The organism is Neobacillus sp. DY30 (assembly GCF_030123065.1).
GTDB lineage: Bacteria > Bacillota > Bacilli > Bacillales > Cytobacillaceae > Neobacillus.
Genome location: NZ_CP126093.1, coordinates 4,971,343 through 4,986,000, shown reverse-complemented (window position 1 = coordinate 4,986,000; position 14,658 = coordinate 4,971,343). Strand labels below are relative to the sequence as shown.

The following is a 14,658-nucleotide window of genomic DNA, read 5'->3' as shown; positions in this document are numbered from 1 at the left end:
AAGGGGGGAGTACGGAATTGGAAAAGAGATTTGTAAAGGTCCAAACAGAAATACCCGGACCAAAATCGCTAGAAATATTGGAGCGGAGAAAGAAATATATCCCAAAGGGGATCAGCAATAATTGTCATTCCTTTGTGAAAAAAGCAAATGGTTCTCTAGTAGAGGATGTGGACGGTAATATTTTTATAGACTTTGCTGGCGCAATTGGAACATTGAACGTAGGCCATACCCACCCGAGAGTTGTCAGGGCACTGCAGGAGCAGGCAAGTCAATTTATCCATACAGGGTTTAATGTCATGATGTATGAGTCTTATATCAATCTTGCTGATAGGCTGTGTCAGCTTGCACCAGGTGATTTTAATAAGCAGGCAGCTTTCTTTAACAGCGGTGCAGAAGCTGTTGAAAATGCTGTTAAAATCGCTAGAAAATATACAAAACGTCAAGGTGTTATTTCCTTTACACGAGGATTCCACGGCAGAACGTTAATGACAATGACGATGACGAGTAAGGTCAAGCCATACAAGTTTGGCTTTGGACCATTTGCTCCAGAAGTTTATAAGGCGCCATATCCGTATGTATACCGCCGTCCTGAAGGGTTGAGTGAACAACAATATAATGAATTAATTATTGAGCAATTTGAAACGTTTTTACTGGCGGAAGTGGCTCCTGAAACGATTGCTGCAGTTGTAATGGAACCCGTTCAAGGAGAAGGAGGATTTATCGTTCCAGATAAAGCGTTTGTTCAAAGAGTCAGAGAAATTTGTACACAATATGGAATTTTGTTTGTAGCAGATGAGATTCAAACCGGATTCGCCCGTACTGGTAAATATTTTGCGATCGAACATTTTGGAGTTGAGCCAGATTTAATCACTATTTCCAAATCAATGGGAGCAGGAGTGCCGATTAGCGGAGTTATCGGCCGAGCGGAAATTATGGATGCAGCAGATGTTGGCGAGTTAGGAGGAACCTATTCCGGCAGTCCGCTAGGATGCAGGGCAGCACTTACCGTCCTCGATATTATTGAGAGTGAAAACCTTAATGTAAAGGCTCAAAAAATAGGTGCGAGAGCTGTGGAAAAAATGAAAGAGCTTGCTAGACGTTTCAATAGTATTGGAGATGTCCGCGGTCTTGGGGCTATGTGTGCAATGGAAATCGTTAAAGACCGTTACAGTAAAACTCCTGATAAAGAGGCAGTTGGAAAAATAGTGAAAGCCGCAGGTGAGCGGGGGCTTATGTTACTAAGCGCAGGGTTATATGGAAACGTGATCCGTCTTCTAATGCCATTAACCATCACAGATGAGCAGTTGGAGGAAGGATTACAGATTCTGGAGGAAGCCTTTGAAGCAGTATACTTGAATAATCCTGCTGTGTCGGCTGGGAGGTAATGCAATGGACATTGTAAAGCAGAAATATCAAATCTATCCAATGTATTTAGATGGAAAATGGGTTGGCAATGATTATGAAGTTTTTTCCGAGATAATTAATCCTGCTACCAAGGAAATTTTAGGAGCGGTGCCAACTGGCGGTGCTTTTGAAGCGGAGCAGGCCGTTGATGCCGCCCATAAGGCCTTTAAAACTTGGTCGAAAAAACCAGCTGACGAACGCTATCAGCTTTTGATGAAATGGCATCAATTGATTGAAGAGAACAAACATGAAATTGCCAGGATTATGACGATGGAGCAAGGTAAACCTTTAAAAGAAGCATTGGGTGAGGTCCAATATGCAAATGGCTTTATCTCATGGTACGCGGAGGAAGGGAAACGAATCTATGGAGAAACGATTCCGGCCTCCCACCCAAATAAGCGAATTCTTGTTAGAAAGGAACCGGTTGGGGTGGTTGCAGCGATTACACCTTGGAACTTTCCTGCAGCAATGATTACGAGAAAAGTGGCACCAGCACTCGCAGCGGGGTGTACATGCGTTGTAAAACCGGCCAATCAGACACCGCTTACCGCGTTAAAGATGGTGGAGCTTGCTCATGAAGCTGGAATTCCTAATGGGGTAATCAATGTAATTACCGGCAGGTCTGCGGAAATTGGTGAAACTTGGCTGAAGGATCCCCGTGTAACCAAGATAACCTTTACAGGATCGACTGAAGTAGGGAAAACATTGATGCGCGGTGCTGCTGAAAATGTAAAAAAGGTATCGCTGGAGCTTGGCGGAAACGCTCCATTTATTGTCATGGATGATGCGAATTTAGAGAAGGCTGCAGTAGGATTAGTACAATCTAAATTCCGTAATGCAGGTCAGACTTGTATATGTACGAATCGTGTATATGTACAGGAAGGAATAGCTGAGCAATTCATTGAGCTTTTTCAGGCAGAATTAGAAAAGCTTAAGGTTGGAAACGGACTCGAAGAAGGGACCGACATCGGACCATTAATTGATCATGCAGCATATAAAAAAGTAGAAGCTCTTGTGAATGACACAGTTAGTAAGGGAGGAAAAGTCACTTACAGCGGGCTAAAACCGGCTGAAGAGAAAGGCTATTTCTTTGCCCCAACAATTTTAACTGCTATCCACGATGATATGGAATGTATGAAGGATGAAATTTTTGGTCCGCTCGCACCGATTTCGACCTTTAAAACCGAAGAAGAAGTGATTGAGCGGGCAAATAATTCCCGGTTTGGCTTAGCAGCTTATGTTTATACAGAAAATCTAAGCCGTTCTTTTAGAATCACAGAACAGCTTGAATACGGCATCATTGGTCTCAATGATGCCCTGCCATCAGCTGTCCAAGTTCCATTTGGCGGCTATAAAGAGAGCGGTCTTGGCCGTGAAGGCGGTCACTTCGGAATTGAAGAATTTTTAGAAGTAAAATATATTTCAATAGGGCTAGATATATAGTCTTCAATTTGCAGCGAAAAAGGAAACTGCCAATATTGTTTCATCCTCCAGCCAGAGGAAGATTCACGAATAAATGCCAGTGAAACCTTCAGTGAATTTATTTGTCATTGAAAGATTTCATTGGCTTTTTTTAATATCTATTTTTATATACTTTAAAAATAGGCCTTTGCTGTGTTACGATAACGGAATAAAGTGGACTGGAGAAGAGGGTGGTTTAATGATTAAGACCATATTGTTTGACGTAGATGGAGTATTGTTAAGTGAGGAACATTATTTTGATGCCTCAGCATTGACTGTTTGGGAAATGTTAATTAGCAATAATTATTTGGGGCTAGCACCAGAAAAATTTAAAACAGACTACAGTGAAGCAGAGATTAAGACAATTCGGGAGACTGTCTTTGGAGAGAATGATGAAGTTCTAAAGCTCATGAAGTCGAGGGGGCTTAATGCGAATTGGGATATGATTTATCTATCTTTTGGTCATCAATTCATTCATCTTTTATCCCAAGTTAATGAAAACGAGAAGGATAGAATACAAAGCTGGCTGCAAGAACCTATTGATCGGGAAGTACTTCTTGAAATAGGCAAGGTTCTACAAAATTACAGTGTTAATTTAGATTTCAATTTATTTTTGAATGACTTTGAACGGTCGAAGGAAACAAAGCAAGAATTGTTCAAATATCTCAATCAATTAGCAGAAGAGAAACTAGGGGTTCACACAGAAATCTTTAGTGGTATCAGTGAACTTTGGTCAGTATGTGAGCATGTCTCTCAAGAATGGTACGTCGGAGATGAGAATATAGAAAAGTCCACTGGCAAACCTTCTGTTCAATTAGGAAAGAAAGGCTTTTTAGCGAATGAAACCACATTGGCTGCTAAAACAGAGATAGAAGCACTCTTTTCAGTCCTAAAAGATTCTGGAGTAAGAATAGGAATTGGAACGGGGAGACCTGAGCTTGAAACCATTCAACCCTTCCACCACTTAAACTGGCTAAAACAATTTGATATCAATCATATTGTCACAGCAGATGATGTGCTAAAAGCAGAAAAGGGATTAAATGAAAGAAGGTCACTATCAAAACCAGATCCATTTACATACATTATGGGCCTAAAAGGGAGAGATACTTCAGTTGATAATTGTCTGAGTACTTCTTTGCCAATTGCAAATGGAGAAGAGGTATTAGTAGTGGGCGACTCTCTGGCAGACCTGCTGGCTGCCCGGAAAATGGGATGTCAGTTTGCTGCAGTGTTAACAGGATTATCAGGAAAAGATGCGAGAAGTGACTTTGAAAAGCACGAGGCGGACTATATCCTTGATACTGTGCTTGATGTGAGGGAATTAATTGAGAAAAACTAAGAGGGATTTCCGAGCGTCCTTATTCGTTACCTTATAACGGTCTTTTCAGTTAGAACGGGCACGAATAGGATCTATTCGTTACCGATTATCCGGCTTTCCAGTCTGAGAGGGCACGAATAGTTCCAATTCGTTACCGACTATCCGCCTTTCTTGTTAGAACGGGCACGAATAGCTCTTAGACTAAATCTTACCCATTAAAAGATGAAGACCAAATCCATAGCAGATTTGGTCTTCATCTTTTAGTTATTTAACTTTTTCTAGTTCTAGCTTTCCTGGATAAAAGGAATCCACATTATCTAACTCTAAAGATTGAGCGTCATTTAGACCATTAATTTGTGTTAGGGCACGAATTACCTCTGTGGTAATTTGCTTATCAAGAGTTAGCACCATGACAGCTTCTCCGCCTACTGTTGTTCTGCCCACTTGCATTGTTCCAATATTAATCTGATAATCCCCAAGAAGAGATCCAACCTTTCCGATCATACCAGGGACGTCTTGATGTTTTACAAGTAAGAGGTGACTTTCAGGTCTAACATCAATACGATAATCATTAATTTTTACGATTCTCGCACCATAACCGTTTAAGACTGTCGCACCAATTTTAGCTGTTTCCGCGCCTTTTGTAATAGAAAGTTCCATATAGTTGGCAAAACCTTTATTATTGGCATTTTTCTGGACATTATAGGATACTCCCTGCTCTTTTAAAAGATGCAGTGCATTAATCAAATTAACAGAATCACTTAAATGATAAGAAAGAATTCCTTTCACCATGGTTCGAGTTAATAGTTCCGTATCTTCTTCAATTAAATCCCCATAATAATTGATTTCTATTTTAGAAGGAGCATGTTTTAATAATTGAACGACAAGCTGCCCCATTTGTTCCCCAAGGAGTAAGTATGGCTGCATTTTTTGCTGTGCCTCACCAGACATTTGCGGCATATTTACCGCATTGCGGATGGATTGTGTTTCTAGAATTTCAATGATTTCCTCACTTACTTCTTGAGCAACCTTCTCCTGGGCTTCCACAGTAGAAGCACCTAAATGCGGGGTTACAATTATATTAGGGTTATCTAACAGATCTGGATTGGCCACAGGTTCTTTTTCAAAAACATCGAGTGCCGCACCTGCAACATGGCCTGCTTGAATTGCCCTTACCAGAGCCTTTTCGTCAATAATTCCGCCTCGTGCAACGTTGATAAATCGTACTCCCTTTTTTGTCTTGCTTAAGTATTCGTCGTTCACTAAACCTTTTGTATCATTTGTAAGTGGTGTGTGAATCGTAATGAAATCTGACTCACGAGCGATTAGATCGAGACTCGCTTTTTTCATTCCAAGTTTCTCGGCTCTCTCCTCTGTTAAATAAGGGTCATACCCTAAGATATTCATCCCAAAGCTCTTAGCACGCTTGGCTACTTCTGTTCCGATTTTACCCATCCCAATGACACCAAGCGTTTTCTTGTATAATTCTACTCCCTTGAAAGAATTTCGGTCCCATTCGCCGCCGACTGTTTTTTTGTGGGCTTGCGGAATCATTCTGGCCATAGAAAGCATCATCGCTAAAGTATGTTCTGTAGCGGCAATTGTGTTGGCACCGGGAGCATTGATGACAATAATTCCTTTTCCTGTAGCAGCATTCACATCAATATTATCTACACCTACACCAGCTCTAGCAATTACCTTAAGCTTGTCAGCATATTGAAGTAGTTCTGCTGTTACTTTTGTTTGGCTGCGTACGATTAGAGCCTCGTAATCTCCAATAATATTCTTTAGTTCTTCTGTCTTTAAAGTAGGCTGGCGTTCTACGATAAAATTATGGTGGTCAAACAAACTCTTTAAACCAGTATCACTAATGCCGTCTGTCACAAGTACCTTAAACATTCTTTAACTCATCCTCTCATTTCAATTTTAATATTGAATGGCTGTGTTAAACTGGGCTGTTGATTTACGCTCCATTAAGGAAAGCTGCTTCGAATAATCACCGCAGAGACAGGCGGTTTTTGCCTGTCACGAGGCGCTACGCTTTCCGCGGGCTCGCCCGTGAGCCTCCTCGGTCGTTCCCGACCTGCGGGGTCTCACTCAGCTCGTTCATCCCGCAGGAGTCGAGCGCCTTCCGCTCCAATCAACAGGTTCTAAAAGCAATAGTATACTTTAACACAGCCTAATAAATAAAAAGTCCCTCATAACAGGACAGATTTGTCTTGTTATGAGGGACGTGATCTACGTGGTGCCACCCTCTTTTGCTGCCAATAGTTATGCAGCCTCAGTATGGTAACGGGGGATCCCGGGCATTCCTACTAAATGTTCAGTCTGCCTGTTCAGAAGGGCTGGGCATATTTAAGGAATTGCACCGGTTCACAGCAGCCACCGGCTCTCTGAAGCATTCTCTTAATGCCGTCTTCATCATCACATTTTATTTGGTTATTTACTTGAATTTAAAGAATATTCTACATGCATACCTTTACTATTGTAAAGGGTAAAATAAATAATTTTTTGAGTATTCAAATATAAAAATTTTTTTAATTAAATGAGGCTAATATTAGCGCGATAGTAAGCGATTACATTGAATTTTTAAAAAAATTAGTCTATTGTAAATATATTGAGAGAATAATATAATGTCTACTATATATAGACAATTGTACGTATGTAGTAGACAGAGTGGGAGGGATCTATTATGAAAGCAATCCAAATTGGGTTACTCGGTTTAGGAACAGTGGGTTCAGGGGTTGTTAAAATCATCAAAAATCACCAAGATAAATTAATGCACCAGGTTGGTTGTCCTGTTGTCGTAAAGAAAATCCTGGTCCAGAATATACATAAAACAAGACCGGCTGAAGTGGATCCAGCATTGTTAACATCTACCCCATCAGATATCCTGCATGATCCAGAGATAGATGTGGTGATTGAAGTGATGGGCGGGGTCAACGAAACAAAGGAATATTTGCTTAGTGCCCTCCGTCAAGGAAAGCATGTTGTAACTGCGAACAAAGATTTAATGGCTCTTCATGGGTCGGAATTGTTAACTGTTGCTTCTGAAAACGGCTGTGATTTGTTTTATGAAGCTAGTGTAGCAGGAGGTATACCAATTTTAAGAGGGCTGGTTGACGGTCTTGCCTCCGATCGGATTACCCAAATGATGGGTATTGTTAATGGTACTACCAATTTTATTTTAACAAAAATGAGCCAAGATGGGTTAAATTATGAAGAAGTTCTGCAAGAAGCACAAGAGCTTGGCTTTGCAGAAGCAGACCCTACTTCAGACGTTGAGGGGTTAGACGCCGCTCGCAAAATGACCATTTTAGCAACTTTAGGTTTTTCAATGAATATAGAGCTGGATGATGTACAGGTTAAAGGCATATCCAACATTACTGAAGAAGATTTACGCTATGGTAAGCAGCTAGGATATACCATGAAGCTGTTAGGTTATGCTCACCGAGAAGGAGAAAAAGTAGAGGTAAGTGTACAGCCTACTTTCTTGTCCGACAACCATCCATTGGCTTCGGTTCAAAACGAGTATAACGCTGTATATGTGTACGGTGAAGCTGTTGGTGAGACGATGTTTTATGGGCCGGGTGCAGGAAGTTTGCCAACAGCAACGGCAGTCGTTTCAGATTTAGTCGGAGTCATGAAAAATCTGCGACTTGGAGTGAATGGACGCAGTGCCGTTACACCACAGTATCCTAAGCGCTTAAAGGATGATAATGAAAAGTACTCTAAATACTTCTTACGAATTCATGTACAGGATGAGGTTGGTGTATTTGCAGAGCTTACCTCGATTTTTGCAAAATATGGTGTCAGCTTTGAAAAAATATTACAGCTTCCAGTCAAGAAAAACGAAACATCTGAAATTGTCTTGGTTACACATAAAGCATCCCTTACAAATTATGATGCCATCCTTCATGAATTAAATGATTTACCAGCAGTTAAAGAAATTAAAAGTGCATACAGAGTGGTGAGAAAATCATTATGAGGTGGTCAGGTTTAATTGAAGCCTATAAGGATTTTCTACCAGTAACAAATGACACTCCCAATTTAACATTAAATGAAGGAAATACCCCGTTAGTAAAGTTAGAGCGACTCTCAAAAGAATTGGATGTAGAGCTTTACGTTAAGCTTGAAGGAGCAAATCCAACGGGTTCTTTCAAGGACCGCGGAATGGTTATGGCAGTGGCAAAGGCAGTAGAATCCGGCAGTAAAACCGTAATCTGTGCTTCTACTGGAAATACTTCTGCCGCGGCGGCTGCCTATGCAGCGCGGGCTGGATTACGCTGTATCATTGTGATTCCTGAAGGTAAAATTGCCTTAGGAAAGCTTGCACAAGCCATGATGTATGGAGCAGAAATAATCTCAATTGAGGGTAATTTTGACCAGGCATTACAGATGGTTCGTAATATTAGTGAGGAAGAGCCGATAGCTTTAGTTAATTCGGTGAATCCATTTCGTTTGGAGGGACAAAAAACCGCGGCATTTGAAGTATGTGACCAATTAGGGTTTGCCCCCGACATTTTAGCAATACCAGTTGGAAACGCTGGTAACATTAGTGCTTATTGGAAAGGGTTTAAAGAATACGCAAACCATAAGGGAACTAGTCTGCCGCAAATGTATGGATTTGAAGCGGCAGGGGCAGCGGCACTTGTTCATAACCGCGTATTTGAGTATCCAGAAACGATTGCAACTGCGATTCGAATTGGAAATCCTGCAAGCTGGGACTTAGCGGTTTCCGCAGTTAATGAATCCAAGGGTCTTTTTGATGAAGTCAGTGATGATGAAATCATAGCGGCTTATAAGAAGATTGCTTCCTCCGAAGGTATCTTTGCCGAACCAGCTTCATGTGCTTCTATTGCTGGTGTTATGAAGGCCTTAAAAAAAGGCAATATTAAAAAGGGATCAAAAATCGTTGCTGTTCTTACCGGAAATGGCTTAAAAGATCCGGATACTGCTATTCACAGCAGCTTAGTAGATGTGAAAAAGCTGCCAAATGATGAGCAAGCGGTGACGCAGCATATTAAGGGAGTTGTCAATCGATGACCCTAAATGATGGGAAGTTTGTAATTAAAGTTCCAGCAAGCTCTGCTAATCTTGGACCCGGATTTGATTCAATCGGTGTTGCAGTGAATTTATATTTGACGTTAGAAGTAGAGAAAAGTGACAAATGGGAATGTTATTCCACATCAGAAGAATTGAAGGATCTGCCATCAGATGAGCAGAATTTTATCTGTCAAATTGCGCTGCAAACGGCAGCAAAATATGGCAAGGAATTGCATCCTTGTAAAGTAAAGATAGAGAGTGAAATTCCATTGGCACGCGGCCTCGGTTCAAGTGCATCGGCTATCATTGCGGGGATTGAGCTTGCTGATCAAATCGGTGACCTAGGATTAACAAAGAAAGACAAGTTACTGCTATCTACAGAGATAGAGGGACATCCAGATAACGTTGGCGCTTCTTTATATGGGGGCCTGATTATTGGAGTTTATCAGCAAGGTGAGGTGGATATCATCCCTTTTACAGCCCTTTCTTTTGAAATGGTTGCTGTAATCCCACAAGAAAGCCTATTAACAAAAGATTCCCGTGGCGTCTTGCCAACAGAATTTTCGTATTTAAATGCTATTCAAGCTTCCTCAACCGCTAATGTTTTAGTTGCAGCATTGCTTAGTCAAAACTGGGAATTAGCAGGTAAAATGATGGAAATAGACCTTTTCCATCAGCCTTATCGAAAAGCATTAATCCCTTTTTACGGTGATGTAGAAAAATTCGCAAAGTCTGAAGGGGCATTCGGTGTGGCTTTAAGTGGTGCTGGTCCAACCATATTATGTTTTTGTGAAAAAGGTAATGGTCGATTACTTGAACAATCGATTAGATCCGCTTTTCCTAAAATGACTGCCAAACTGCTTAACATAGATGATACAGGAAGCAGTGTAATCAAAGTTAATAATTACACAGTAAATTAGGGCCGAGACTGTTTCGGCCCTTTTATTTTTTAAAACCCCATTCTACCCTTTTACTCCTTGCAGCCACTCCTGATAACATTCATGACAAAGGATTTCATCTCTTTCTGTGTTGGAACTTAAAAAAGTGACATAGTGGTGCTGTTTTTCCTCAATTTCATTGACACAGTAGAAACATTTTTCTTGCATATTTCTTTTCTCCTTTTCTTAGAGGTTTCCTTAGTTTTTTCTTGAAAATTGTATTTGTTACATAGAAAAAATCCCCACTAAATTAGCGGTCGACAGCACTAATAAGTTAAACTACATACAAAACGATTGTGAGGAGGATTAGTAATGAATTTTATGAATAAAGTAGTGGTGGTAACCGGGGCTGCGAAAGGAATTGGACGCGGCATTTCGGCAGCTTATGCCGAAAATGGAGCAAAAGTCGTGATCGCGGATGTCGATGAAACTGCAGGAAAACAGACAGAATCTGAATTGAAAAATATGGGGGAAGATATACTCTTTGTCAAAACAGATGTTAAAAAAGAAGACGATATTATGAACCTTATGAAAACAGCAAAAAAAACCTATGGTCAGATAGATGTGTTAATTAATAATGCCGGCAAGGGGTTATTTAAATCATTGTATGATGTAAGTGTTGAGGAATGGGATGATATCATCCAAACTAATTTGAGAAGTGTTTTCCTATGTTCTCGGGAGGCAGCAAGGTATATGCGTGAAAATCAAGAGGGAGGAGCCATTGTTAACATTGCTTCGACTCGAGCACTCATGTCTGAACCAAACTCAGAGGGGTATGCAGCAACAAAAGGGGGAATTGTTGCGATCACGCATGCTCTAGCCTCATCTCTCAGTGATGACAAAATTACCGTTAATGCGATTTCGCCCGGTTGGATTCACACAGGCGACTATTCACAATTAACAGACATTGATCATAATCAGCATTTTTCTAAACGTGTTGGAAAGCCAGAAGATATTGCTAGAGCATGTTTATATTTAACAGCGAGAGAAAATAATTTTGTAACTGGGGTTAATTTAGTAGTTGATGGCGGTATGACGAAAAAAATGATTTATGAAGAATAAAATATTGAAAAGCCTAGTTCTGCCACTGGAGGTTATTATATGATAGAATAGTGTAAAAATTGGAAAAATTGAAAGGAGGATAAATAAATGAAGCTGCCTATTATTCAAACAAAACTGAGAATCCCTGTTATTAAAGACGAATTTATTAGACGGGCGAAACTTACTAGGAAAATGAAGAAAATACCTGAGTACTCGCTAACAATCATTCATTCGGGTGCTGGTTTTGGTAAAAGTACGGCATTGGCTTTATTTATGAGGGATGAAAGAATCCCGGGCTGCTGGTACTCCATTTCATCAATGGATGACGACATCCTTCCATTCCTTTCCTATATCATTCATTCAATTAGAGGAGTGGTTCCTGAATTTGGCCGGGAAATGACGAAGTATATCGAAACATTAGACCGGTATATACGGGAAGAAGATTTGAGTTATTTATGCACCTTATTTATTAATGAACTTCTTGAAGTTGATTCCGATATTACATTAATTTTGGATGACTATCATCAAATTGAGCACTCCTATACCATTAACAGTTGGATTGAAAAATTACTGCAGCATATCCCTGCTAATTTACATTTAGTTATTTCAAGCCGCAGCAGGCCTAGCTGGAAGCACTTAACGAAAATGCGGGTAAACGGACAGTTATTAGAAATTACACGAGATGATTTAGTACTTACAATAGAAGAAATGGAATTATTATTATTGGACCTTTATGGGCTGGAAATAGAGCCTGATTATTTACAAAGTATCTATCAATTAACAGAAGGCTGGATTATTGCATTGTGTATGATTGCACAGCAGATTCCACTTACTGGAGATCTCTCCGCACTCTTAGAACATTCTACCTATTCTCTTCAGGATTTATTCGACTACTTAGTAATGGAAGTCTTTTCAAAACAACCGCCAATCATTCAGCAATTTTTGGAGCAAACTTCCATCTTAGATGTAATGGAAGAAGAGCTTTGCGATGAAGTAATTGGAATACATGGTGCCTCTAACATGCTCGAGCAATTAAAGGAAAGAAATTTATTCATCCAAAAGATTGGATTAAAGCATTATCGTTATCATGCACTCTTTAAAGAGTTTTTAGAAAACGCTTTCCGAAAAAACAACCCCGTTGCTTATTCAGCACTGCATGAGAAATGTGCCAGATTCTATGAAAAAAGATCGCTATGGGAAGAAGCTCTCTATCACTATAAAAAGATCAGTCATGATAAAGCAATCGCCTCCATTTTACAGGACAATGGTGTTAATATGCTTGAGGGCGGCAAGCTAAAAAGCTTGTCTGATCATTTAATGTTAATTCCCGAAAATGAGTTAGACATTTATTATCTTCTCTGGTTTTTAAAAGCAGAGGTTCTAAGGTATCGCTCCCAATATCAGGAGGCAGAGAAATGCTATGATAAAACCTATTTAGAGGCCGCCAAAAGAAATGATTATCTTGGGATGAGCAAGGCATTAGAAGGAAAAGCGAAGATTTATTTAGATACTATCCAGCCTCATCAAGCCGAAAGATTATTATATGAAGCCATTGAAGCAAGAGATAAAAGTATTAGCCCCGAAGCAGAAAAGGCGAAGCTATATTATTTGCTCGCTGAAAATCTTTTGAATGCTGGAAAATCAACCAATGCTGAAAAATGGCTGCAAAGGGCAAAAGAATCCAGCCCGTCTATATTAGATGGAAACATTGAAGCAAGATTGTATTTAAGAACCGGTCGTTTTGAGCAAGCAAAAAAGGTACTTTACAGCCAAAGAGAAGAATTATCGGTTAAAAATGGTAATGCACTTCCGAATTCACATAGAGAAACCGATTTATTATTGTCCTTAATCGAAGCCTTTACGGGTGAAGGTTTGAATGCCAAGGACTTAGCACAGGCAGGCATACAACAAGGTATTAGTTTAAAGGCCCCTTTTGTGGAAGCATGCGGCTGGATTCGGATGGGGCATGCAGTTCAAATTCTTAATAAATATGATTCTGATTTAGCAGAACAGTGCTACAATACCGCTTTAGAAATTATGGATACGCTTAATGTAGAAAGGGGAAAGGCCGAACCATTAATGGGGCTTTGCATTCTGTATGGAACAAGGGGTGAATACGAGCGTGCCATAGAAGCTGGAAAAAAAGCATTGTTGGAGACAGAAAAGGTACAAGATATATGGCTTTCTGCTCTTATTAGCTTATGTATGGGGATTACTTGTATATATAACGAAAGAGTAAATAATGGTATCGATTACTTACAAAAAACAAGAGCATTATTTGATCAATGTGAGGATTCCTTCGGACAAATGTTATCCTGTTTCTGGCTCGCCTATACTTACTTTTTAGAAAAGGAAGAAGAGGGGTTTAGACATACAATCGATAAGTTTTTATACATGATTCAAACCTATGAATTTGAGTTCTTTTTCCACAGAGTATCGGTATTTGGTCCAAGGGATTTACAGATGATTGTCCCGCTGCTAATAGAGTGTGCAAAAGGGAATATTCAAAGGTCTTACTCTATAAAAATTCTTCAGGATATGGGTATTACGGGATTGGATTCACATCCTGGTTATTCTATCAGAGTTCAAACGCTAGGACAGTTCAAAGTTTGGCTTGGGGAAAAGGAAGTAGCTGAAAAAGATTGGCAGCGTGAAAAAGGGAAGGAATTGTTTCAACTCTTTATAACCGTCAACGAACTTATTTCGAAGGAAGAGATACTTCAAACGCTTTGGCCAAATCAAGATACAAAAAATGCAGACCGTGATTTTAAAGTTGCATTAAATAGTCTTCTCCATGTTCTGGAACCAAAAAGGAAGGCTAGGGCAGCTCCCTTTTTTATTATTAGAGAAGGAATGTTTTATGGACTAAATCCTCATGCCAAAATTGAATTAGATACAGCTCAATTTCAATTATTGATTCAAAGTGGGCTTAGTGAAACCTCCCAAGATAAGGTGATTGCTCTTTTGGAAAAAGGCTTAAAACTATATCTTGGGGAATATCTTCCTGAACGAAGATATGATGATTGGTGTATAGGTAAACGAGAGAGTATGCTGGTTTATTTCTTACGAGCCGCTGAAAAAATAGCTCAAATTATGGTCCGTCAAGAGAAATATGATCTGGCCATTTATTGGTGTGAAAGAATTCTTAAGCGCGACCGTACTTGGGAAGAGGCCTATCGGTTATTAATGTATTGTTATTACCGAAAGAACAACCGTCCACGGGCTATGAAATGGTTTCAAAAATGCAAAGTGGTATTAGAAAAAGAGTTGGGAGTATCGCCTCTAGAACCAACGCAACAAATGTACGACATGATACTCGAATCAGAAAAGTATTTAAATCAAATCGAACAGCCTTAATGAGGGGCTGTTTTTTTGTTTCTATGTCTAGCTCCAGCGCCTAGCCCCTCGAGGTCGCTTCGGTCCTGCAGATGAAGTCGAAAAGCGTGACTT

Annotated in this window: 10 protein-coding genes and 1 other annotated feature; of the genes, 8 read left to right on the top strand and 2 right to left on the bottom strand. The window is 39.9% G+C overall.

Annotated elements, in window-relative coordinates; genetic code table 11:
• The first annotated feature begins 17 nt into the window (after positions 1 to 17).
• The 3 genes from gabT to QNH29_RS24700 all read left to right on the top strand — a co-directional run bounded on the left by gabT (position 18) and on the right by QNH29_RS24700 (position 4,204).
• Complete coding sequence (gene gabT, locus QNH29_RS24710; protein ID WP_283861912.1) at positions 18 to 1,385, top strand: 4-aminobutyrate--2-oxoglutarate transaminase; 1,368 nt, start codon at positions 18 to 20, stop codon at positions 1,383 to 1,385.
• 40 nt (positions 1,386 to 1,425) lie between these two features.
• Positions 1,426 to 2,847, top strand: coding sequence for an NAD-dependent succinate-semialdehyde dehydrogenase (locus tag QNH29_RS24705; RefSeq protein ID WP_283865737.1), 1,422 nt, complete (start codon positions 1,426 to 1,428; stop codon positions 2,845 to 2,847).
• Between the two features lie 217 nt (positions 2,848 to 3,064).
• On the top strand, positions 3,065 to 4,204 hold the full coding sequence (locus QNH29_RS24700) for an HAD family hydrolase (RefSeq protein WP_283861911.1): 1,140 nt from the start codon (positions 3,065 to 3,067) through the stop codon (positions 4,202 to 4,204).
• A 243-nt stretch (positions 4,205 to 4,447) separates the two neighbouring features.
• Here the strand turns inward: QNH29_RS24700 and serA are convergent, their stop codons facing one another.
• Positions 4,448 to 6,082 carry a phosphoglycerate dehydrogenase gene (serA, locus tag QNH29_RS24695; RefSeq protein WP_283861910.1) on the bottom strand — a complete coding sequence of 545 codons (1,635 nt, stop codon included), beginning with the start codon at positions 6,080 to 6,082 and terminating at the stop codon, positions 4,448 to 4,450.
• Positions 6,083 to 6,407: 325 nt separating this feature from the next.
• Positions 6,408 to 6,617: a binding site (T-box leader), on the bottom strand.
• A gap of 258 nt (positions 6,618 to 6,875) precedes the next feature.
• Here serA and QNH29_RS24690 point away from each other — a divergent pair.
• From QNH29_RS24690 to thrB, 3 genes are read left to right on the top strand one after another with little or no spacing between them, the layout of a single operon-like run.
• Complete coding sequence (locus QNH29_RS24690) at positions 6,876 to 8,171, top strand: homoserine dehydrogenase (protein ID WP_481858755.1); 1,296 nt, start codon at positions 6,876 to 6,878, stop codon at positions 8,169 to 8,171.
• Complete coding sequence (gene thrC, locus QNH29_RS24685; protein WP_283861909.1) at positions 8,168 to 9,229, top strand: threonine synthase; 1,062 nt, start codon at positions 8,168 to 8,170, stop codon at positions 9,227 to 9,229. The genes QNH29_RS24690 and thrC overlap by 4 nt, the downstream gene beginning before the upstream one ends.
• Positions 9,226 to 10,149, top strand: coding sequence for a homoserine kinase (gene thrB / locus QNH29_RS24680; protein WP_283861908.1), 924 nt, complete (start codon positions 9,226 to 9,228; stop codon positions 10,147 to 10,149). The genes thrC and thrB overlap by 4 nt, the downstream gene beginning before the upstream one ends.
• A gap of 42 nt (positions 10,150 to 10,191) precedes the next feature.
• On the opposite strand, the gene QNH29_RS24675 is transcribed toward thrB, so the two are convergent.
• A complete protein-coding gene (locus QNH29_RS24675) occupies positions 10,192 to 10,335 on the bottom strand; it encodes a hypothetical protein (protein WP_283861907.1) in 144 nt (47 codons plus the stop codon).
• A 144-nt stretch (positions 10,336 to 10,479) separates the two neighbouring features.
• On the opposite strand from QNH29_RS24675, the gene QNH29_RS24670 reads away from it, so the two are divergent.
• Entirely contained in the window at positions 10,480 to 11,229 is a 750-nt protein-coding gene (locus tag QNH29_RS24670; RefSeq protein ID WP_283861906.1) for a glucose 1-dehydrogenase, read from the top strand.
• Between the two features lie 87 nt (positions 11,230 to 11,316).
• Complete coding sequence (locus tag QNH29_RS24665) at positions 11,317 to 14,565, top strand: winged helix-turn-helix domain-containing protein (protein ID WP_283861905.1); 3,249 nt, start codon at positions 11,317 to 11,319, stop codon at positions 14,563 to 14,565.
• Positions 14,566 to 14,658 lie beyond the last annotated feature (93 nt).